Source organism: Cupriavidus pauculus (genome assembly GCF_022179805.1).
GTDB classification, from domain to species: domain Bacteria; phylum Pseudomonadota; class Gammaproteobacteria; order Burkholderiales; family Burkholderiaceae; genus Cupriavidus; species Cupriavidus pauculus_E.
Window position 1 is genome coordinate 1 of record NZ_BPUO01000005.1, and the last position, 21835, is coordinate 21835.

Annotated in this window: 15 protein-coding genes and 3 pseudogenes; 14 read left to right on the forward strand and 4 right to left on the reverse strand. The window is 60.2% G+C overall.

Features of this window, described 5'->3' with window-relative positions:
• Window positions 1-330: 330 nt before the first annotated feature.
• Both MFF62_RS11125 and MFF62_RS11130 read right to left on the reverse strand, forming a co-directional pair.
• Window positions 331-1698, reverse strand: a complete 1368-nt coding sequence (locus tag MFF62_RS11125; protein ID WP_238263130.1) for a type II toxin-antitoxin system HipA family toxin — start codon at window positions 1696-1698, stop codon at window positions 331-333.
• Complete coding sequence (locus tag MFF62_RS11130; protein ID WP_238263132.1) at window positions 1695-2081, reverse strand: helix-turn-helix domain-containing protein; 387 nt, start codon at window positions 2079-2081, stop codon at window positions 1695-1697. The genes MFF62_RS11125 and MFF62_RS11130 overlap by 4 nt, the downstream gene beginning before the upstream one ends.
• A gap of 678 nt (window positions 2082-2759) precedes the next feature.
• Here MFF62_RS11130 and MFF62_RS11135 point away from each other — a divergent pair.
• Window positions 2760-3084, forward strand: a pseudogene (locus MFF62_RS11135) (type II toxin-antitoxin system HicB family antitoxin).
• 755 nt (window positions 3085-3839) lie between these two features.
• On the opposite strand, the gene hisN reads toward MFF62_RS11135, so the two are convergent.
• Window positions 3840-4616 (reverse strand): histidinol-phosphatase, encoded by a 777-nt coding sequence (gene hisN / locus MFF62_RS11140; RefSeq protein WP_238263134.1) that lies wholly within the window; start codon window positions 4614-4616, stop codon window positions 3840-3842.
• Window positions 4617-4748: 132 nt separating this feature from the next.
• On the opposite strand from hisN, the gene hisD reads away from it, so the two are divergent.
• The 9 genes and pseudogenes from hisD (at window position 4749) to MFF62_RS11185 (ending at window position 15330) form a co-directional block, all read left to right on the forward strand.
• Window positions 4749-6062 (forward strand): histidinol dehydrogenase, encoded by a 1314-nt coding sequence (gene hisD, locus MFF62_RS11145; RefSeq protein WP_238263135.1) that lies wholly within the window; start codon window positions 4749-4751, stop codon window positions 6060-6062.
• A gap of 164 nt (window positions 6063-6226) precedes the next feature.
• Window positions 6227-7177 carry a LysR family transcriptional regulator gene (locus tag MFF62_RS11150; protein ID WP_283205340.1) on the forward strand — a complete coding sequence of 317 codons (951 nt, stop codon included), beginning with the start codon at window positions 6227-6229 and terminating at the stop codon, window positions 7175-7177.
• 242 nt (window positions 7178-7419) lie between these two features.
• Window positions 7420-8508 carry an ABC transporter substrate-binding protein gene (locus tag MFF62_RS11155; protein WP_238263139.1) on the forward strand — a complete coding sequence of 363 codons (1089 nt, stop codon included), beginning with the start codon at window positions 7420-7422 and terminating at the stop codon, window positions 8506-8508.
• 23 nt (window positions 8509-8531) lie between these two features.
• Entirely contained in the window at window positions 8532-9716 is a 1185-nt protein-coding gene (locus MFF62_RS11160) for an ABC transporter ATP-binding protein (protein ID WP_238263140.1), read from the forward strand.
• Window positions 9709-11481 carry an ABC transporter permease subunit gene (locus tag MFF62_RS11165; protein ID WP_238263142.1) on the forward strand — a complete coding sequence of 591 codons (1773 nt, stop codon included), beginning with the start codon at window positions 9709-9711 and terminating at the stop codon, window positions 11479-11481. Before MFF62_RS11160 ends, MFF62_RS11165 begins: the two co-directional genes overlap by 8 nt.
• Window positions 11478-12734 (forward strand): NAD(P)/FAD-dependent oxidoreductase, encoded by a 1257-nt coding sequence (locus MFF62_RS11170; protein ID WP_238263144.1) that lies wholly within the window; start codon window positions 11478-11480, stop codon window positions 12732-12734. The genes MFF62_RS11165 and MFF62_RS11170 overlap by 4 nt, the downstream gene beginning before the upstream one ends.
• A 10-nt stretch (window positions 12735-12744) precedes the next feature.
• Window positions 12745-13443: a GntR family transcriptional regulator gene (locus MFF62_RS11175; protein WP_238263146.1), complete on the forward strand. Its 699-nt coding sequence runs from the start codon at window positions 12745-12747 to the stop codon at window positions 13441-13443.
• Between the two features lie 47 nt (window positions 13444-13490).
• Window positions 13491-13847 (forward strand): RidA family protein, encoded by a 357-nt coding sequence (locus MFF62_RS11180; RefSeq protein WP_238263148.1) that lies wholly within the window; start codon window positions 13491-13493, stop codon window positions 13845-13847.
• An 88-nt stretch (window positions 13848-13935) separates the two neighbouring features.
• Window positions 13936-15330: pseudogene (locus MFF62_RS11185) on the forward strand (aspartate ammonia-lyase).
• Between the two features lie 1208 nt (window positions 15331-16538).
• Here MFF62_RS11185 and MFF62_RS11190 read toward each other — a convergent pair.
• Window positions 16539-17810 carry a patatin-like phospholipase family protein gene (locus tag MFF62_RS11190; RefSeq protein ID WP_238263150.1) on the reverse strand — a complete coding sequence of 424 codons (1272 nt, stop codon included), beginning with the start codon at window positions 17808-17810 and terminating at the stop codon, window positions 16539-16541.
• 411 nt (window positions 17811-18221) lie between these two features.
• Here MFF62_RS11190 and MFF62_RS11195 point away from each other — a divergent pair, with 411 nt between their 5' ends.
• From MFF62_RS11195 to MFF62_RS11210, 4 genes and pseudogenes are all read left to right on the forward strand, one after another.
• Window positions 18222-19952: a SulP family inorganic anion transporter gene (locus tag MFF62_RS11195; RefSeq protein WP_238263553.1), complete on the forward strand. Its 1731-nt coding sequence runs from the start codon at window positions 18222-18224 to the stop codon at window positions 19950-19952.
• 214 nt (window positions 19953-20166) lie between these two features.
• Window positions 20167-20466 (forward strand): annotated as a pseudogene (locus MFF62_RS30875) (DUF2252 family protein).
• Between the two features lie 83 nt (window positions 20467-20549).
• Window positions 20550-21395, forward strand: a complete 846-nt coding sequence (locus MFF62_RS11205; RefSeq protein ID WP_238263152.1) for a transporter — start codon at window positions 20550-20552, stop codon at window positions 21393-21395.
• A 99-nt stretch (window positions 21396-21494) separates the two neighbouring features.
• Window positions 21495-21725, forward strand: a complete 231-nt coding sequence (locus tag MFF62_RS11210; RefSeq protein ID WP_238263154.1) for a hypothetical protein — start codon at window positions 21495-21497, stop codon at window positions 21723-21725.
• Window positions 21726-21835: the final 110 nt, after the last annotated feature.

Below are 21835 nucleotides of genomic sequence, written 5' to 3' on the forward strand. Positions count from 1 at the left end.
ATGGTCACCAATCCCTGTCCGTGCATCGCTGCCTCCCGTAGCGGCCGGTGAATCTCGGAGCCTACGGGACAACAAAGGTGACATCTCTAATCACCGCAAAGGTGACATTACTAAAAACGGCCAACACGATTCTAATGCATAATATGTGTTATGTTAAATTTATGAGACGGCTGCAGGCGGGTGTGACCGTTCTTGAGTGGCTGAAGACCCCGCCGGCTTGTCACAGCCCGACAACCATTACGGAAACGCGTTCGACCCCGCCGCCTCGTCCTGGCCCGAGCGTCGGGCCTTGGCCAGGTACGGAGCGAGGCGCGAGTGGCAAGGCTACAGCTACGCTGCGGCCTTTTGGCGTTTCAAGAGCGAGGCCACCAGCTCATGGCTCTTGAAGTACGAAAGCAGACGCTCTTTCTGCTGCTCAGTGAGCAGAGATTCCTCAATCATGTCCGGCCACTTGGCGACGGCAGCTTCCACCGTTTCACGCACAACTTTCGAAGCGGGCTTTTCCGGGATACCCAGCTCCGCACAGAACCTTCGGACAATCGCAGGGCTGATCCTCGGTTTGGCCGCCCGCCCGCCTTCAGCGCGCTTGGGCTGCGGCAGCAATTCCGGAGGCATGATGTGGAGCGCATGCCCGGAGCGCTTGTTGTACGCGGAATAGGCCACGATATCGTACGCCGGCGGCAGTTCTGGTGTTTCTCCGTCCGGATACCAGAGGCCGATGTTCTTCAGGTGCATATCAGGATTGCCGAGCATCTCGTTGACGATGAGACGGCGGAGCAGCTCGTGCACTGCGGGCTCCCCCAACGCGGCAAAGCCCATCATCACGGACGCGACATCGAGGTACGTCCCGCCCGTGTACTTTTGCTCTGGAGCGGCGCCCAGGACCTGCGCAAAATCCTCCGTATGGACACGCTTCTGGCCCGGAGCACGGTCATAGCGAATCACCGCTAGAAAGTTGGTCTTCCTGTCCGCGTCTCCCAGGTCATAGCCGTGCTCGACCGCTAGCTTTTCCAGTGGCTCCAGGTGAGCTTCGGTCACTGTCGCACCCGCAGCGGCGGCAAGTCGCAGGGACAGCTCTTCCACCTCGGGAAGGCGTGGCTGGTCCACCACCGGCAATTTGGCAATGATGTGGGTGTCCTGCATCTTGGTCCGACCAACGTAATGGCCGCCCTCGTAGATGACCCCCAATTTTGGTTGAACACCCGACAGGGATACGCCCTCAGCCATAGGGTTCGCCGTCACGGACATCTCAAGGGAGTCAGCATCCTGCGTGACATAGTGGGCCAGCTCGTCGCGCGTCAGCTCAAGCGGGAGCGCAAACACATTCCCAGGAAGGTCCAGACCGCAGGCCGCCAGCATCTCGAAATGGTCTTTTGGGTCGCACTTGCGGAGCACCGCGACATGGTCCCGGAACACGCCCTCAGGAAGTAGGTTCTGGAAGAACGAAGGAAGCAGCCAGCCATTCGCTGGACTGTAGACACCGTTGAAAGGGATGGAGCGAACATCGCTCCACAACGCCTTTTGGGCCTCCGGGTCCGCCGCTTTCATGGACAGCGACAGAGTCGGTGCGTCACTGAGGTTGCTGAAGGCATCGTCTGCAACAAAACGGTTCACGACCTGCTCACCCATCGCATACTGAAACAACACCCCAACGCGCAGGTCCCGACCGATGAAAATCCCAAGTGCTCGAACGTTCATTCCTTATCCTTCTTAACGAGGCGTTCCGTAAAGGCCGGATTGAGACTGAGCACCTTCAACTTGGCTGCCGATTCGCTCAGCGGAAGGCTCTTCAACCTTTCGCGCGCGGCCTGCACCACCGTTTTCACTGTCGGTGGAGTCGGCGCAAACGACCCCTCGCCACCCAGGCCAGCGGCTGCGCCCTTGGGAACGATGGCAAGCTCGTACCCCAATCGGTCAAGAACGGCCATCAGCGTGGTGACTTTATAGTCAGCCTCCCCGCTTAGGACGCCAGTGAGCGTGCGTCGTGCGATGCCAGCGTCCTCGCCGAGCTCGCGCTGCGTAACGTTGTTGTTCTTGAGCCTCTCTCGTAGGAATGAGGCGATTTCCGGCAGGCTTTTCATGGCGCTAAAGTAGGATAATACGTATTGATCATACTTTACTGCTCACAATAGGACAAGGAATATGCGCAACAAAGTAGGATAAATGTAAAGTTACGCAACTTATTGCGCTCTGCATCACGAGCAACCGCCTGAGCAACAAAGTAGTCGTTTTCTACGATGCACCTACTTTACTGCTCACCGCTGCCAGGGATATGCACAGGGAGGCTTCCAAGGCACAATCAGGCAATCAGCCGAGCCTCACCCGCCCATGGCCCTCTCTTCCACCCAAGTAGGTGCAATTGGGGAAAACCTGCTCAGTAACGCCGTCCTGACGGCCAGTGACAGCCGGCTCTCGCCTTTTCAGCCGGTTGCGGACGATGACGGTATAGCCGCGTTGTTCTTTGACAAGAGCACCGCCGCAGTGGCCATCCAGCTCAAATGCCGCACGGTGGCATTGTTCAAGCCCAAGACCCAAGTGCGCGGGAACGGATCGTCCTCGACCACCCAGAGCGCGTCGAGCAGGACGTCGTGCCCCCCCGGCAACAGGGTACAAGCCACATGGTGTTCAAGATGCCTTGGCCCGGTGATCCCCGGGTCAACATTCAAGAAGACAAAAGCGGCAAAGCAAAGCCGTACTAGGTCCGTCAGGTCTTAAAGGCCATCGACAAGCAGTCCGAAGAGAAGCAGCAAAGTAATACCGTGCCGTTCGATCACTATACCTACCGTGTTACCTGGTCCGCCGAGGATAAGGAATATGTGGGCCTTTGCGCGGAGTTTCGTTCCCTTTCCTGGTTGGCGGACTCCCAGGCCGAAGCCTTGGAAGGCGTTCGTCAGCACGTGGCAGACGTAGTCCGGGATATGCGCAAGGCCGGCGAAAAGATCCCCGAGGCGTTGGCCGATCAAAAACTTCAGTGGGAAATTTCTGGTGCGGATTCCGCCGCAACAGCATCGCGCGTTGGCGATTGAGGCAGCAGAGCAGAACGTGAGCCTGAATCGACTGGTGAGCGCACGCCTAGTGGCGTAACACCGCACTTGCCTCGCAACGCAGAAGGGTCCCGCAAGGGGCTTTTTTTTCGCCCTAATAAGGCAGGCGACCAAGAAGTCACGATCGAGCCCGAGCCCACCCCCCATCGATGAAGAACACTTCAGTGTGGCGTCGACATCGAGCGCGTGCTGCTGGGCCTCACTCCGTCCCGAGGAAAAGTCGACACTTACCCCCAGGCCAACTACCGGAGCGGAACACCCCGCGTCGCTTTTTGCTTTCCGATACTATGTGGGAACTCTTCGACCAGAACGGCCACTAGAGGTCAGAAAGCCCGTTCGGTGCGCTAATACCGGAACGGGCCGTCTGGGTGTTCAACAGGGACTATTGACGTCCTGCACTGTCGCCGACGCCTATCTGTATTTGTATTCGCTGACCCAGTGGGACCAAGCCGAGTGGCTGGAGTCCGTCTACAAAGCCGATATCCATTTCGACGGTTTGGAGAACCTCAGGCGTTGGTATTTCCGTATGCGCGGGTGGCCAGCGGTGCGTAAGGCATTGCACACTGAAGGTCTCAGGTAGAGCTCTAAGTTCAAGATACGAAAAGCGGCTACAGTTCGGTTACCGCCCCCGCAGGGTCCCTCGGCCACCTCGGCCATGGGACCCTTGCCGGCCAGTTTCAGCCACTGTCTATTGATTCGGGTATGGCTGGTGAGCAGCCATGAGCTGCCATCGCGCTGCGCCCATTTTACTCAGCTACTACGTCGCATCCGCTAAGAAAGCTCTGACGACGCTGTTCAGGTAGCTCGTAGAACCGCCAGCGCTTCGTCGTGCAATTGGCGAGTCGCGGCCGCAACAATCTGGCCAGAGAATGCCGTGTCAATGGGCTGGCCACGCCAGTCGGACACAACGCCACCAGCGTTCTCAATGATGGGAACAAGCGCCATGACATCGTAGGCTTTCAAGCCGGACTCGACGACCAAATCGCAATGGCCCGAGGCTAGCAGGCCATAGGCATAACAATCTGTCCCAAAGCGCCTAAGCCCCACTTGTTCGCTGATTCGCGCAAACGCATCGGCGAATTCGCCGACGAACATGTCAGGTGATGTCGAAAACAGCCTCGCTTCTGCCAAAGACTTGCAGCCGCTAACGCTAGCACGCGCGTCGTTACATAGGGTACGCCCAGCAGCACCTACCCAACGCTCTCGCAATGCGGGCATTTCCAAAACGCCAATCACAGGGCGCCCAGCCACCAGGAACGCAATCAGCGAGCCAAAAAGCGGAACACCGCATATAAAGCTCTTGGTTCCATCGATCGGATCCACGACCCACGTTGGACCATTGAGCATCGTGCCGCCGCTTTCCTCACCAAAGAACGCGTGGTCTGGGTAGCGCTCGCTGATCGCGTCGCGGACTTGGCGTTCGATCTCGTTGTCCGCCTCGGTGACCGGAGAGCGATCCGACTTGACTGACACCGACAAAGCGGTTCGGAAATATTGCCGGGCGGTCGCCCTGGCGACATCCGCAAGCTGCTCGGCAAATGCGCGCACATCGCTGAGGTCCTTTTCATTCATGCCGGCATCCATAAGCAAACACTATGCAAAACATAATACTTAGGTCATTGTCTGATAGATGGCGTGACTTTACTCTCCCTCGTGCCGCTCGTCATTACACCTTCTTCCGGACGAGCCCCAAGGAGATACCCCATGGAATACCGCCTCAAGTCACCGGCCGTCCAGACCAATGCCGCAGAAGCCTCTTCGCCGCAAGTCCGGCAGGTAGTCGAAGACGCGCTGCGCGACATTCGCGCCCGGGGCGACGCTGCCGTGCGCGACCTGTCGAACAGGTTCGACAAATGGTCGCCCGAATCCTTCAAGCTCTCCCGCGAGCAGATTGAGGCAGCCATCGCGCACCTGCCAGCCCAGACGCTCGCCGATATCCGAACCGCCCAGGCCAACGTACAGCGCTTTGCGCAACTGCAACGCTCCTCTATCACAGACTTCGAATCCGAGGTGCAACCAGGCGTCATCCTCGGCCAGAAGAACATCCCCATCAATTCGGTTGGCGCTTATATACCCGGTGGCCGTTATCCGCTTCTGGCATCGGCGCACATGATTATTACGACGGCCAAGGTGGCAGGCGTCAAGCGCGTGATCGCCTGCACGCCGCCGAATCGGGGTGAGATTCCTTACGCTTCCGTTGCAGCAGCGCATTTTGCCGGCGCCGATGAAATTTATTTGCTGGGCGGCGTGCAGGCGGTGGGCGCCATGGCGATCGGCACGGAAACCATGCCCCGCGTGGACATGCTGGCGGGCCCTGGCAACGCATATGTGGCCGAAGCAAAGCGTCAACTCTTCGGCGAGGTGGGCATCGACCTGTTTGCCGGGCCCACCGAAGTGCTGATCATTGCCGACGAATCGGCCAATCCTTTCGTGGTAGCCACGGACATCATCAGCCAGGCAGAGCATGGTCCGGACTCCCCGGCTGTGCTGGTTACCACGTCGCGTACGCTCGGCGAGGCCGTGCTGAAGGAAATCGACAGCCAGCTTTCCAACCTTGTGACGCGGGAAGTGGCAGAAGCGGCATGGCGCGATTTCGGTGAAATCATCGTGACGGACACGATTGAAGAAGCTTACGCAGTCTCGGACCGATACGGCAGCGAACACGTGCAGGTGCTCACGAACAATCCGCGTCACGCACTCGAACATCTCACGACCTATGGCGCGCTGTTCATGGGCGAAAACACCTGCGTCTCGTTCGGCGACAAGGTCATCGGGACTAACCATGTGCTGCCGACGCGCAATGCCGCGCGCTACACGGGTGGACTGTGGGTCGGCAAATTCCTGAAGACGGTCACCTATCAGGAAATCACATCTTTGGCCGCCAGCGGCGCCATGGGCGAGCTCTGTGCCCGCGCGTCGCGTGCCGAGAACTTCGAGGGGCACGCCCGCTCGGGGGACGTGCGCGCGGCACGGGCCAAGGGCGAGAAGCCGGAATGGGCAATCGAACAGGTGGCCTGACGTGTCCTGACCCATCGCAGTCCTGTCTCCGTAGTCTTCGGCGTTGCAAGCGGTAGGGCTTGCACGCCGTTTTTTGTTGCTGATGGCTTTCCTGCCGCGCAGCTTCACCGCATGCGACAATGCACAGACCCTTGTACCACCTATAAGGTTTACTTGTGACACTTGTGCAGCTTGAGGCATTTGTCCGGGCTGCACGGCTCGGGACGTTTAGCGCGGCCGCTATCGAAATGGGCATCAGCCAGCCTGGCGTGTCGGATCTCATCGGGCGCCTGGAGGCAGAACTCAGCACAAAGCTATTTCATCGCGCAAACAAACAACTGGTGCTGACGTTTGCCGGCGAGCAACTGCTGCCGTTTGCCGAACAATCCACGGTGTCGGCGGAGCAAGGGGCGCGCGTCGTCAAGGCGATGATGGCGCTGGGCGGCGGGACGGCGACGTTCGGGCTGCTGCGCAATGCGGATTTTTACCTTGGCACCAATCTGGCCCAGCAGTTCCACAGGCTTTATCCCAACGTTCGCATGCGGCTGTTGGGCCAAAACAGCGCCGAGACGGCATCTAGTGTCGCTTCCGGGAACCTCGAAGCCGGGCTAGTTACCCTTCCCGTGGACGATGCTGACCTGGACGTCGTACCGCTGGTGCGCGACGAGGTTTGCTTTGTCAGCGCCGTCGCGGAGCGATGCGCGGCGCCGATGACGATCCGCGCCTTCGCCGAAACACCGTTGGTGTTGTATGACGCGCACTATGCGGACACGGACCCGGCCAGGCGCCAACTCGCCGGCCGCGCGCGCATTGCCGGCGTCCGCATCCTCCCCCTGATCGAAGTGGAGTACTTGTCCTCTGCACTGGCGCTCGTCTCCGAGGGCATCGGGGACACGATCGCATGCCGCGCTGCCATGGCGAGCGAAGCGTTTCCAGAGAACTTACGTTTCGCGTCGTTCGAGGAGCCCCTATTCGACACCATTGCGCTGATCAAGCGCCGAGGCCAGTTGCTTTCACCGGCCACGCGGGAGATGGCGCGCTTGGCTCATTCCGCTCTGATGGCATATCAAAATTCGCCTCATGGCACCGCTGAAATCCTGCCCACTGCGGGCGAGACCGACGCCTTCTTTTTCTAGATCCTCAGTGGCTGGAATCGCGGTCGACTCCTCTCCTCATCCTCCAGCCCGCCCCTCTCCACATTTTCGAAACGATGCCTCGGTGCGCGAGCAGTGCATCCTGCACCCGCTCGTCCATGTCGCTGCATAAAGCGGGTAAACACCCATAAGAAGATCTTTGACTCCGTAACCTGACATGTCTACGATGACTGTGACATGTCAGAGAACGTATTTGTGAAAAACACTTGAGTCACGGAGTCGTTATGGTCGCCCCTGTCGAAATCCCCCCGGTCGTCAATTCGTCGCGTCGCCGCGCCCTTCGCAATCTCGCGCTTGGCACCACCGCCCTCGCGTTCCCGTTCATCAACAAGGGCTCGCTCGCAGCGGATCGGCGCATTGTCGTACGGGACCCGGGCGGCCCCTACTCCGCTGCGTTTGCTGAAGCGTTCTATCAGCCTTTCAAAGCCGCGACCGGCATTGAGATCGTGCCCGTGGTGGCGCAATCCGATCCGACCGCCATGGTCAAGGGTATGGTCGATGCGAAGAACTACGCTTGGGACATGGTGCTGCTCAATCGCCAATCGCAGGAGGTGTTGACCGATCCGTCAACGGGGGTGTTTCTGGAAGAGGTTCGCGTCAAGGCGCCCGAAATCCCAGAGAAGTACAACAGCCAGTACATGATCGCCACGCTCGTGCTGCAAACGGTATTGGCGGTGCGGACCGACAAATTCAAGGACCGTCCGATGCCGGCATCCTGGGCCGACTTCTGGGACGTCCAAAAATTCCCTGGCCGCCGCGCAATGCGACGCGCGCCGCAGGACACGCTGGAAGAAGCCTTCCTCGGCGGCGGGGGTGCGGCCAGCTCGCTCTACCCGCTCGACGCGAAAGTGGCGTTTGCCAATCTCGACCGCATCAAGAAGAACGTCAACGTGTGGTGGACGGGCGGTGCTCAGACCTCGCAACTGCTGAAAAGCGGCGAAGTCGATTTGTGCCCGACGTGGAACGCCCGGGCCCAGGCAGCCATCGACGAAGGTGCGCCCGTGAAGATCATCTGGAACCAAGGCCTGTGGAGCACCGAGGGCTTCTGCATCCTGAAGGGCACGCCGAAGGCGGACCTCTGCCGCGAGTTCATCAAGTTCACGTGTGACGCCAAGCGCCAAGCCCTTTACACGAAGGGATTGTCGTATGGCCCTTCGAACCCGGACGCGTACAAATTCATTGATCCCGTTCGCGCGAAGTCGTTGCCCACCCATCCGGACAACATCGCCAAGGCTGTCCAGATCGACTCGAAGTATTGGGGCAAGAACAAGGACAAGCTGACCGAGACCTTCAACACGTGGTTGCTGGCCTGAGCGTCACGGAAAGAGACATCAAGATGGAAGCCCTGAATCAAACTACGCTCGGCAATCGCTTCGACATGCCGGGTACGCACAAAGCGAGCACGACGCCGGACCAGCGCGCTTCGGCGGGCATCGGCAACGAGAAGCTGCGCATCGCTGGCCTTTCCAAGCGCTATGGCGACACTTACGCACTGATCGCTACGGATTTGGTGGTCCAACAAGGCGAATTCGTGACGCTTCTCGGCCCATCAGGCTCCGGCAAAACCACGTTGCTCATGATGATCGCCGGCCTGACGCAACCCACCAGCGGCCAGATCTGGATCGAGCGCAAGGATGCCACACTGGCACCGCCGCATCGGCGCGACATCGGCATGATGTTCCAGAGCTACGCGCTTTTTCCCCACATGACGGTGGCTGAGAACATCGGCTTTCCGCTGCGGATGCGAGGCATGCGCGCCGAGCAGATCAAACACGAAGTGGATGCCATCTTGGCGTTGATCAAGTTGCCCGGCATCCAGCACCGTTTCCCGACCCAGCTATCCGGAGGGCAGCAGCAACGCGTGGCGCTGGCACGTGCCATTGTCCACAAGCCCTCGATTGTACTGATGGACGAACCGCTGGCCGCGCTGGACAAGGCGCTGCGCACGCACATGCAGGCTGAAATCCGGCAACTGCAGAAGGCGCTTGGGATTACCGTCGTCTATGTCACGCACGACCAGGAAGAAGCGATGACGATGTCGGACCGCATCTGCCTGATGAACAATGCGGCCATCGAGCAGATCGGGCAACCCGAGGAGCTGTATTTCTCGCCGCGCACCCTGTTCGCCGGCCAGTTCCTGGGCGAATCCAACTGCCTGCGCGGTACGCTGCAGGGCATCGATGCCGGCTCGGGAATCGGCACGTTGCGACTCGCCTCGGGCGTGACGCTGCATGGTCGTGTAGCCGAATCGGCCAAGGTGGGATCGAAGGCTGTCCTGCTCGTGCGCCCCGAGTCGGTTCGCGTTAACGGATCGCCGTCGGTAGCCACAAACCAGCTCGGCTGCACGGTGGACGAGTGCACGGTGATGGGTTCGCTGTCTCGCACTCGCATGACCCTCGACGACCAGGCCGGGATGGTTTCCGTCGCGCTGACGCAGGCCGTCAAGCCGGCGACCGGCGGAACCGCATCGGCCATGTTTGACGCCAACGATGCGATCATCTTTGGAGACGGCCATGTCTAACGTGTCGGTGCTCCGAGGGCGATGGACTGGCCCTGCGCTGGTCGCCCCTACTCTGGCATTTCTACTGGCAACGGTGTTCGTGCCCGTGGTCATGCTGCTCGGTGCGTCGCTGTTCAACAGCGCCGGCTTTTCCTACTCGTCGTTCACGCGACTGGTGAGCACACCGGTCTACACGCAGGTTCTGATCCAGAGCCTCTACCTGTCAGCGGCGGCCGCCACGCTTGCCGTGCTTGCCGGCTTCCCCGTGGCTGCGGCCATCGCGCGCGCGACGCCCGGATGGCGCCAATGGCTGTGGCTGGGGGTATTGCTGCCGTTCTGGACCAGCTTTCTGGTGCGTACGATTGCGTGGATCGTCATTCTCGGTCGCACCGGTGTCGTGAACAGTTCGCTGATGAGTACGGGCATGATCAGCGAGCCGATGGAGCTGCTCTACACCAACTTCAGTGTGGTGGTGGGCCTGGTTCACGTACTCCTGCCACTGGCCATCCTCACAATGCTGCCGGTCTTCGAGTCCATTGACCGACGCCTTTTTGCGGCGGCCCATACGCTGGGAGCCCGACCCGGTGTCACGTTCTTCACGGTATTCCTGCCGCTTAGCGCGCCGGGCGTCACTGCGGCATGGCTCTCGACCTTCATTTCCGCACTTGGCTTCTTTATCACGCCGGCACTGCTGGGTTCGCCCAAGCAAACGATGATGGCTCAACTCATCATCCAGCAAGTGCAGGAAATGCTTGATTGGGGTCTCGCGGCGGCACTCGCCGTGGTCACCTTGATTGCCACGTTCATCATCTACTGGATCTATGACCGCCTGGTTGGCCTGTCCACGATGACTGGCGACACGTCGTCCATCAAGCAGGGAGACAGGGCGAACACGGGTTTTATCCGCAATCTGGCATTCAACGTCTGCTGGGCACTCGGCAAAGGCATCGACAAGGTCGTCGGTACGGTGTTCGCCGGCGGCCCTGCCACCGAAAACGCGAAAGGCCTCGCCAGGCCGATTGCCGTAGCAATTATCGTCGCCCTCAGCCTGCCTGTGCTCCTGCTGATTCCGGAGTCCTTCACGACCAGCGCGTTCATCGATTGGCCGCCGCAAGGATTCACCCTGCACTGGTACGAGGAAATCTTCGCGTCGCCGCTCTGGATGACGGCCATCCAGCGTTCGCTGGGCGTCGCAGTGGGCACCGCCATCCTCGCCAGTGCTATTGGCATCCCGGCAGCATTTGCTTTCGCCCATCAGAAGCTGCCGTTCCGCTCGCTGGTGCTGGGTGCCATCCTGGCACCGATGATCCTGCCGCGAATCATTGTGGCCCTGGGCCTCTTCTATGTGCTTTCTCGGCTCGGCTGGCTGGGTTCATCGCTGGCGCTGATCATCGGCCATACCGCGCTCGCCGTGCCCTATGTCGTCATCACGGTCTCGGCGGCGCTGCGCTCCTACGATCGCCGGCTGGACAACGCGGCAAGCATTTCCGGCGCCAATATCCTCACGCGCCTGCGCCTGATTACGTTGCCAATCATCGCCCCGGGCATCCTGTCGGCGTTCATCTTCGCCTTCGTCACATCCTTCGATGACCTGACACTCGCGCTCTTTGTCAGCGGTGGCATGTTCACGACTCTGCCCAAGCAGATGTGGGACGACGCACTACTGAAAGTCAGCCCCACCCTCGCGGCCGTTTCGGTGCTCCTGTTCCTTGCGGTACTTCTGATGATCGCCATCTCCTACCTTCTCCGCCGTCGATCGGCAAAACTTGCAGGTGCCGCAGCATGACGAACCATCAACCCATCGACGACGTGGTCGTCATCGGCGCCGGCATCATCGGCGCGACTGCAGCATTCAATCTCGTGCAGCAAGGCCGGAAAGTCACCATCATCGACCGCCAGGCACCGGGTTTTGGCTGCTCCTTCGGGAATGCAGGAGGCCTGAGCCCGGGCATCAGCTTCCCGCTGGCGATGCCGGGGATCTACAAGCATCTCCCAGAATGGCTCGTGAATCCTGCGAGCCCGGTCACCGTGCTGTGGCGCCGCTTGCCCGCCGCCCTGCCCTGGCTACTGAAGTTTCTGTATGAAGCGACGCCTGCCCGCTCAAGCGTTGCCGCAGAGGGCGTTCGCAAGATGATGCGCAACTCCCTTGAGGACTACGCCCCGATTATCAAGTTTGCCGGCGCTGAAGACCTCGTCCATCGCGTTGGGCAGCTCTACCTGTACAGCACCGACCAGGGCTTTGCCGACGAACAGGCGGGATTGCGCGCGCGGGCGGACCTTGGTGTCGAACAGACGGTACTGAACGCCGCCGAGCTGAAAGACTATGAACCGGCTCTGTCGGACATCTTCAAGCACGCGATTTACTTCCCCGGCCACGGGCACTGCTCGAATCCACAGCAGTTCGTGGAACGGATCGTGCGCGCCTGCGTCGAAAAGGGCGACGCACAACTCGTTCAGCAGGATGTCACCGCCATTCTGCCGTCACGAGACCACGTCGTGATCAAGACCGCCGGCGGCGACCGCATTGCCAAACAGGTTGTCATCGCAGCGGGCATCCATTCGAAGACGTTAATGCAAGGCCTTGGATGGCGTGTCCCGCTGGAAAGCCATAGGGGCTATCACCTTCAATTGAGCGATACCGGTGTCCATGCAAACCGCAACGTCATGTGGGCCGAACGAAAGACGCTGGTGACGCCCATCGCCGGTGGCCTCAGGGTTGCGGGGACCGCTGAAATCGGTGGCCTTGAAGCCGCACCCACCGCGCGCCGCTTCGACCAGCTCTTGCAGACACTGAAAGAGGTATATCCCGCCGCGCAAACCGACAGCCGCAAGGAATGGATGGGACACCGCCCTTGTACGCCTGACTCCCTGCCCGTGATCGGGCCGGTGCCTGGCAACGACCGTATCATTTGTGCATTTGGACATGGACATATCGGCCTGACGGGGGCGTCATTCACCGGGCGTGCCGTTGCGCTCGCCGCGCAGAGTGCTTCCATGGCCGATACCTGGCGCGAGTTTTCCATCTCGCGTTTCGCGTAAGGACAAGTCAATGAATGCCATAGACCCTGTCGCGTTGTCGGAAGCTGGCGACAGCCGGCCCCTTCAGCGCCTTATCTTCGACGACATCAAGCGGCGCGTGATCACGTGCGACCTGTTGCCTGGCGTGGAAGTCACCGAGAAAGCCCTCGCCGATTCCTACGGCGTGACGAAGGCGCCGATCCGTAGCGCGTTGACGCGTCTGACGGAGGCGGGCTGGCTCGTCAGCGCACCGCGCAAGGGGCACGTTGTCGCCCCGCTTCGACTCCACGACGTCGTCGAGATCTTTGACGCACGAGAACTCATCGAGCCCGAAACTGCGCGCCTCTGCGCAGGTCGCGTATCGAAAGATATGCTGGTGCAGCTTAACAACGCCTGCACGAGGGAATATGACCTCGACGACATGGAAGCCAAGCGCACGTTCCTGTTGGCAAACGCTGCGTTCCATGTCGCCATTGGACGGGCGTCCGGCAATAGCCGCTTGGCGCTCATGCTGGAACAGCTTCACGAACAAAGCCTGCGGGTGCTGTACCTGAGCATCAGTGCCAGCGATCGCTCCGCCCAGTGGCGACACGGGCACGAAGGCATGATCGACGTGCTGGTATCCGGCGACGCCCAGGAGGCCGCAAGCCGGACGCTCGCCGGCATCCGACGCAGCCGGCAGGCCGTGCTCGACATTGTCAAGCAACGCAACGGCGCCCTTTTTGTGTGACCCAACTTTTACCCCTTCCAACCCAACCTTTTTGACAAAGGATCCACGTGAGCAATATTCAACGCCTCAATACCGGTGTTCGACTGTCGGACGCATCCATCTACAACGGCACTGTCTATCTGGCTGGCCAAGTGCCGCGCCAGACCACCGAGCAAGGCATCGAGGCACAAACCGCCGAGGTACTCGCCTCCATCGACAAGCTCCTGGCTGAGAGCGGTTCGAGCAAGGAGCGTATCCTGTCTTGCCAGATCTTCCTGAAGGACATTAGCGACTTGGCAGGCATGAATAGCGTGTGGGACGAATGGGTCGCAAAGGGCCAGTGCCCCAGCCGCGCAACGGTGCAGGCCACGCTCAACAATCCCGCATGGCGGATCGAGATCGTTATCGTCGCTGCGCAAAACTGATCAGTAACAGAAGCGCCCCGCTGCATCTTGCGGGGTGTTCGGCGCCTGCGTTGCGCGGCACGCGTTTCAGCTTCTTGGAGCAGAAATCATGGAAACCCGCACTGAAGTTGACTTGCTCGGCGAGAGGCAAGTAACCCGCAGACGCCTACTATGGTATCCATACGCTGAGGGACTGGTAGAACTTCCAGATTAGTGGCTTAGCGATATCGGCGTGGCCAACCCTAATCAGTGCGCTAGCAGCGGTCAAGGAGGCCGCGGCAGAGGCCAATACCGAACTCGGCCTATTGCCACAGGATCTGTGCGCCGCCATCGTAGCCGCTTGCCAGGATGTGCGCGCCGGCGAGCTGCATGACCAGTTCATCATCGATACCATCCAGGGCGGCGCCGGCACCTCGACCAACATGAATGCGAACGAGGTGATCTGCAACCGGGCGCTCGAGCATCTCGGCCGGCAGCGCGGCGAATACCATTATCTGCATCCGAACGAACACGTCAATCTGGCGCAAAGCACGAACGATGTGTATCCGACGGCCATCCGCATTGCCACCTGCTACGCCATCGACTACCTGCTGGACGCCATGGAGGTCCTTCGTACAGCATTCGAACGCAAGGCCACCGAATTTTCCGACATCCTCAAGCTCGGCCGGACCCAGTTGCGGGACGCCGTGCCAATGACGTTTGGCCAGGAGTTTTCGACCTACGCGGTAATGATCGAGGAAGACATGGCCCGCTTGCGGGAAGCCGCCCTGCTGATTCGGGAAATCAACCTCGGCGCCACCGCTATCGGAACCGGCATCACTGCACACCCTGCATACGCGGGCAAGGCTCTCGCGGCGCTGCGCCGTTCACCGGCCTGGAGTGGACCACAGCGCCGAACCTTATCGAAGCCACGCAGGATTGCGGCGCATTCGTGCAGATCTCGGGCGTATTGAAGCGCATCGCCGTCAAATTGTCGAAGACGTGCAACGACCTTCGGCTGCTTTCGAGTGGTCCTCGTGCCGGCCTGGGCGAAATCAACCTGCCTCCCATGCAGGCCGGGTCATCCATCATGCCGGGCAAGGTCAATCCCGTCATCCCGGAGGTGGTCAACCAGATCGCGTTCGAGGTGTTCGGAAACGATACGATTACGTTCGCCGCGGAGGCCGGGCAGCTTCAGCTCAATGCGTTTGAGCCAGTCATCGCGTCCAGCCTGTTCCGCAGCTTCAACCACCTCACGCAAGGCCGTCAGACTCTGGCGTGCACATGCGTGGACGGCATCACGGCGAACCCGGAAAGGCTGCGCGAAACGATCGAAAGGTCTATCGCGCTGGCGACGGCGCTCAACCCGAGCATTGGGTACAAGAACGCTACGTCTGTTGCGGCAGACGCGCATGCAACTGGCAAGACGGTGCGCGAAGTGGTGCTGGCACGCGGGCTGCTGAGCGCTGAAGCTCTGGATGAGACATTGCGCCCCGAAACCTTGATCCGCCCCAAGATCCAATGACCCTCTGACGATTTCACGCCATGCCTCTTGACTCCCCTACCGGCTCCGCGTTTTCGCTGGCCAGCCAAGATCTGACTGCAGCACAGTCGCTATTCGACTCCCCATCGGTGCAGGACCTGCGCAGACAACTGGCGCTCGCACTGCGCGCAGTCACGATCCGGCCCTTCGGTAGATGGAGTTCGACAGTCGCCGTCGCTCCAGCAGAAGAGACAACCGGTGATGGGCGACGGACCACTGGCTCGACACACACGGGAACAAACTCGGCGCCCACCTGCGCTACCGCGCCATACGTGCCTTGCTCGTACTCGCGGCGCCATCTGGCCAGTTGGTTGTGGTTCAGGTCGTGCTCGCGTGCAAAGCGCGCTTACGACATCTTCGACGACAGCAGCGTCTGCACCATCTGGCATTTGTACTCGGCCGAAGCGGCGCCTTGGTTCTCGACGGTAACCGCCTTCCTGATCCTTAGCTGACTGCGGCATAGGTCCCCACCAAATGATAGGTGGGGACCTATTGTGCTTGTCGATGCCCCAACGTCCAGACGGTACTGGGCCGGAGGCTTACGGCAAGGATGCCCGACGTCTGCCGGTGTCAACACCAGACCGCCCCTGCCTCGAATTGCGAATTCAGTTTCAGAAGTCAAAAAAAATGACATGGATTGTAATGTCAATTATTGTTGACATTAGATTTGCTGAATCCAACCCGGTTGAGGGGGGCAAATGGACCATCGACGAGAGCTACATGATCAAGCGGACGCAATGCGCCGCAAAATTGGGGAAGCCTTGCGCTCCGCGCGCGAGCGACAAGGTAGCAAGCAATCCGACATCGCCTAGAAAGTGGGCGTGTCTCGGGCAACCGTCATTGCAATCGAGAGCGGCCAAAGCGTCTCGACGTTGAATCTGCTCCTGATGGCGGCTGCGGTCGGCGTGAACCTTAACCCTCAACCAGACCCGGCGATCGTCACGCCACCACGTCGCCCCATGCTCAGGGAAATGATGCGAGCGGAGCGGGAGCGCCAGGCAATGCTCCAGACGAATCTCATGCCCAAAGTATCTCAATGAGTACCGCCCCCGAAGGGTTCCTTTGCCACCTGGACCATCGGACCGTTGCCGGCCGCGACGTTCGAACGTCGGCTTCGGCTCACTCATTTACGTTCTAAGGTGCCCGATGCAAGTATGAAAGTGTTCACGCGAATCAATGCCGCCGCTGCGCTATTTCTCGGCTGGTAGGGCACGCGGCAAGGCAAATCCTGGTGGCGCCTTAGCCCAAGGGTATCCCTTCAAAGTCATTTGATAGGCGGCGTCATAGAGAGCACGCATGTAGTCAGTATCGAACTCTTCCTTGTGGGGCGCGTTAAAGCTTGCGGGGATGAAAGCAAGATTGAAGTCGACTCCATCGCGACTGGCAGTCGCATAGATGCGATAAAGATCGCCAACGCCTTGGCTTTGGATCATCGATGCGACCGCGCGAGAGGCTATGCTCATCGTAGAACGTTCCACCTCCGCCCAGTCTGCGTCGAGTCGAGCGTTGCGAATAATGTAAAGCTTGCGCTCGCGACGGACGCCGATCGAAGCTGCCTCCTCTTGTACCCGCAAGGTCGCCGGGTAGACGAAAACCTGAGCTACGACGCCTCCATCGACGTGCATTTCCTGGTAAGCGGCGCCATTGGCTTCCACGTTTATCATCATCGGCGGAAAGGCGCCTGGAATCGAAGTGGAAGCGACTAGCACTTTTATAAACAGGTCCAAAGCTTTGGGACCGCCGTAGGTCGCAATCTTGCCCATGTCCCAAATTATTCCGCGGCGTGCATCAAGGTCCGTCGTGGCGACCAATAACATGCGGCCTTTGGCGTACTCGGCTGCAATCTCCTTGAGCAGGTCCTCCGTCACGAATTTTCGTGTCAGTGTCAGCAGCGGTCGGTTATCGGCCATGGCATCGCTTAGCACGCCTCCGAGAAAGCTTCGCTGTTCCAGGACGTCCTTCGGGGAAATAGTCGTGTAGACCTGCTTCAGCGTCGAGTCGTACTTCGCTCCGAGAAAAGCGAAAGGCGCAATCAGCGCGCCGGTGCTTATGCCGGTGACCAGCTTGAACTCCGGCCGTGTTCCCGTCTCATTCCATGCATTCAACAAGCCTGCGGCAAATGCCCCATTGTCGCCCCCACCCGAAATCGCAAGGAAAACTGCCTGCGGCATCTGTCCAGTCACCCCCTGTCCGCCGAGATATTCCCTTTCCCGCTTCAGAGCGTCAAAAGCCGCTTTGGTCAGTTCCGGGGCATCCGCCCCCGCAACGTAACGTACACCGGGCATGCCAGGAATTTCAGCAATTCCGGTTACTTCGTGTGGAACGGCTGGCAATCGTCCGGGCGTCGTTGAACACCCTTGCAGCGCAAGCATGAAAGCGATGGATAGGCCGAAAAAAAAGGAGCCGGCGCTTAGCTTGTTCGCGGCAAATGCATTCAACGGCACTACGAAGAGTTTGCTCATGCTCTTGCTCTCCTCGAAACGGATTCATTTTCTGTCTGCGTAGCCCCTGTTTCACTGGGTCGACCTCTGAAGTGGAGTTTAGGGTAATCGCTTTTTTTTGCACCAGCTCTTGCGATCTGGAATTGATTTTCATTACGAATTAATATTCGCGACTCAGCAGTTCCCCGGCCGTAGACGTACGGCAACCGGGTCGACGGCCGATATCGCGCGATCAATCCGACCCTCCCTAGGGCAATACTTTTATAACAATCGATGGACCAATCGCCTTTACTTCATAGAGAAGCACAACCGCGACGGTTTTGAGTGAGCGCCAGCATCCGACAGGTCGCGAACTGTAAGGAGATCTCTGAGGGGAGAGGTGCCGTGGGCAGAAACGCTTCTAAGCCCGATAAGCCGGGACCCGCTGTCGGCATCCAAGACGAGACGATTGTCGTCCGCAAATGGCATGAGGTGCTCCCTCCTAGTCGCTGGCTGCCCGCCTACGAGCCGCAGTGGCTGCGGCGCGACATCCTCGCGGGAGTGACGCTGGCAGCCTATGGCATTCCGGTTTCCCTTGCCTATGCGTCGCTAGCCGGCCTGCCCCCGCAGTACGGCATCTATTGCTATCTGGTCGGCGGTATTGCCTATGCGCTCTTCGGCACCTCGCGCCAACTCGCCATAGGGCCGACGTCGGCGATCTCGATGCTGGTGGGCGTCACGGTTGCGGGTATGGCGGGGGGCGATCCGGGGCGCTGGGCCTCCATCGCGGCCCTGACGGCGCTGCTGATCGCCATCATGTGCGTTGTGGCATGGCTCTTCCGGCTGAGCTCGCTCGTGAATTTCATCAGCGAGACGATTCTGCTCGGTTTTAAAGCTGGCGCAGCGCTAATCATCGCATTAACCCAGCTTCCCAAGCTGTTCGGAGTCAAGGGTGGCGGGGAATCATTTTTTGACCGGATCGCCGTCCTCGCCGGACAGATTCCCGACGCCAACCTGGCCGTACTCGCCTTCGGACTAGCCGCACTGGCCATTCTGCTGTTGGGCGAGAAATATCTGCCGGGGCGGCCGGTGGCACTGGTCGTTGTGGTGCTCTCCATCGTCATTCTGTCGGTGACGCCGTTGAGTGCGCTGGGCTTCAAGGTCGTTGGCGCGCTGCCGCAAGGGCTGCCGTCGTTCCAACGCCCGGGACTACAGCCGAGCGATGTGGATGGGGTGATCCCGTTGGCGTTTGCGTGCCTGCTGCTTTCCTATGTGGAAAGCGTGTCAGCAGCGCGTGCGCTCGCGCAGGCGCACGGCGAGGAGATCGATCCGCGTCAGGAATTGCTCGGGCTCGGTGCAGCGAACCTGGCGGCAGGGCTGTTTCAAGCCTATCCGGTCGCGGGGGGCCTGTCGCAGTCGTCAGTCAACGACAAGGCCGGTGCCCGTACGCCGCTCGCACTGGTATTCGCCTCCGTGACGATAGGTCTGTGCCTGATGTTCCTGACCGGCCTGCTTGCCAACCTACCGAATGTGGTGCTCGCTGCCATCGTGCTGGTGGCTGTCAAGGGGCTAATCAACATTGCAGAGTTGCGCCACCTCTGGCGCGTGAGCCGCTTCGAGTTTTGGGTGGCGATGGTGGCATTCGCTGCCGTCCTGCTGCTGGGCATCCTGAAAGGGGTTGTCGTGGCGGTGCTGGTGTCGATGTTGCTACTGGTTCGACGCGCAGCGCACCCGCACGTGGCTGTGCTCGGCCGCATCCCTGGCACGCGGATCTTCTCCGACCTGGAGCGCCACTCGGACAACCGGCCGGCTGCGGGCGTACTGGTCCTCCGCCCGGAGGCCTCGCTGCTCTATTTCAACGTCGAGCACGTGCGCGCAGCCATCCGGTTTCGCGTGCGAACTGGCGCCGGGCTGGTGCGGCTGGTGATCTGCGATCTCTCCCTGAGCCCCGTCGTCGACTTGGCAGCAGCGCGGATGCTATCGACGCTCTGCCACGAACTGGTGACGAAAGGCATCGCGTTTCGTCTCGTGGGCGCACACGCCGGGGCGCGCGACATGCTGCGCGCCGAGGGGCTCGAAGAAGAGGCAGGAAGTCTCGACCGCCGGCTGACGGTTGCCGATGCGGTCGATGAGTTTCAGGCTGAGGCTGGCAATGTCGCCATTCCGATGCGGACACAACTGTAATAGAACGAAAGGATGCCCCATGGCCAAGGCAGACAGGACCCTGCGCAACGGCACAAAAGCCCCCGCGTCCGCTTACCTGACCGCGGACGAGCGCGCCGCCAAAGGCCGGGCCCTGCGTGACACTGTGCCGCCCTCTTCGCAATCCGGCCGGACGCCAGCCCCGGAGCATCGCGACCCAGTGACGCTCCTGGAGCAATCGAACGCCGGCCGGATGATGGAACTGGTCCCTATCCGCTTCGGCCGTATGTTGGCGTCGCCCTTTGCCTTCTACCGGGGCGCGGCGGCGATCATGGCAGCCGAACTGCGAGCTCGCCCACGAGTGATGCCCGTGTGCAGGCCTGTGGCGATGCGCACCTCATGAATTTCGGCGGCTTCGCCACGCCGCAGCGCAACATCATTCGATATCAACGATCTCGACGAGACGCTCCCTGCACCCTTTAATTGGGACGTGAAGCGTCTTGCGGCAAGCATCGTCATCGCCGCCAGGGCCTTCATGACGGAGAGGAGACACTGATGCCAAGGTGGGACCGGTCTACCGCATGTGCCATTTGGGGGCGATGTCTGTTGCCTTGCTTTGGCGCGTTTGCCGACGGCTGCATGGGTCAGGAACTCGAACCGCGCGCCTATTCGGCGGCACCGGTTGGCACGCATTTCCTGCTTGCAACGTATGCACGTCTGGGCGGCGATGTACTGACCGACCCCTCCCTGCCCATTACCGACGTCAAGTCGAAGATCGACGTCTTCGCACTGGGTTATCTGCAGGTGTTCGACCTGCTTGGCAGGACGGCTTCCGTTGGCGTCGTACTACCCTACTCCCGCGCAAACGTCGCAGGAAATGTATTCGACGCGCCGAACAGCGTCTATCGTGCCGGCCTCGGCGACGCGTATCTCCGTCTCGCGGTCAACCTTTTGGGTGGTCCCGCCAGGACGTCCTCCGAGTTTGCGAGGCATCCGCAGGCTCCTATCCTGGGAACGAGCCTGACAGTGGTCACGCCGAGTGGGCAGTATCACGCGGACAGGCTCATCAACATCGGTGCGAACCGTTGGGCATTCAAGCCAGAAGTTGGGGTGTCGGCACCGTTTGGCAACTGGTTCGCCGAAGGGTCGTTTGGTATCTGGTTCTTTACCGATAACAATGAATTTCTGGGGAGCAGGCGACGCCAGCAAAGTCCGCTAGCGGTCGCACAATTGCATGGTGGATACCAATTCCGTCCAGGTCTTTGGCTCGCTGCTGATGCGGGCTTGTATAGCGGCGGCAATACGACAGTGGATGGCGTGCACAACGATGATCGTCGCACCAATACTCGGTACGGATTGACGCTATCGGTGCCCTTCGCTGCAAACTGGTCGGGGAAAATCAGTGCCTCCAAAGGCTGGATCACGCGTGCCGGTGGCGATTACAAGGCAATCTCACTGACCGTTCAATATCGCTGGATTGACTAAGTTGAAGGGACTGTGGGCTCTGTTGAGAGCCCGTGGACAATAACACTCGGAGTGGAACAACTGATTGGACGGCGATTACGCCGTTGATGATGGACAAGCATGAGCACGGGAGGAACGCCGATCAGAGAAATCGCTGTTCATCCGGCTGGCAACAGCATGTTGATTGCGCACGGAACGGTGGCGGTCTCCATGCTCGTGAACGTCGACAAGTCCATTTCCGGTTCAGGAAATGGAATCGGCAGTGGAAGCGTGCCGCTCACGACGATTGCTGTGTCGCCAGATCGCCGAACGGTGCCGATATGGGTCGGCCCTCGGCGTCAAGCCGCGTGACGGCCCGCTTCGTTCGCATCGCTGATGTTCGCAAAACCCATCACTAAACCACGCGGCGTGTCCCGCATACGGCCGCGCGCATACCAGATCGAAAGCGGCAACACTGCAAG

Coding starts and splice junctions, on each gene's coding strand:
- MFF62_RS11125 (WP_238263130.1), bottom strand. CDS start 1,698: ATGAACGTTCGAGCACTTGGGATTTTCATCGGTCGGGACCTGCGCGTT.
- MFF62_RS11130 (WP_238263132.1), bottom strand. CDS start 2,081: ATGAAAAGCCTGCCGGAAATCGCCTCATTCCTACGAGAGAGGCTCAAG.
- hisN (WP_238263134.1), bottom strand. CDS start 4,616: ATGAATGAAAAGGACCTCAGCGATGTGCGCGCATTTGCCGAGCAGCTT.
- hisD (WP_238263135.1), top strand. CDS start 4,749: ATGGAATACCGCCTCAAGTCACCGGCCGTCCAGACCAATGCCGCAGAA.
- MFF62_RS11155 (WP_238263139.1), top strand. CDS start 7,420: ATGGTCGCCCCTGTCGAAATCCCCCCGGTCGTCAATTCGTCGCGTCGC.
- MFF62_RS11160 (WP_238263140.1), top strand. CDS start 8,532: ATGGAAGCCCTGAATCAAACTACGCTCGGCAATCGCTTCGACATGCCG.
- MFF62_RS11165 (WP_238263142.1), top strand. CDS start 9,709: ATGTCTAACGTGTCGGTGCTCCGAGGGCGATGGACTGGCCCTGCGCTG.
- MFF62_RS11170 (WP_238263144.1), top strand. CDS start 11,478: ATGACGAACCATCAACCCATCGACGACGTGGTCGTCATCGGCGCCGGC.
- MFF62_RS11175 (WP_238263146.1), top strand. CDS start 12,745: ATGAATGCCATAGACCCTGTCGCGTTGTCGGAAGCTGGCGACAGCCGG.
- MFF62_RS11190 (WP_238263150.1), bottom strand. CDS start 17,810: ATGAGCAAACTCTTCGTAGTGCCGTTGAATGCATTTGCCGCGAACAAG.
- MFF62_RS11205 (WP_238263152.1), top strand. CDS start 20,550: ATGGGTCAGGAACTCGAACCGCGCGCCTATTCGGCGGCACCGGTTGGC.
- MFF62_RS11210 (WP_238263154.1), top strand. CDS start 21,495: ATGAGCACGGGAGGAACGCCGATCAGAGAAATCGCTGTTCATCCGGCT.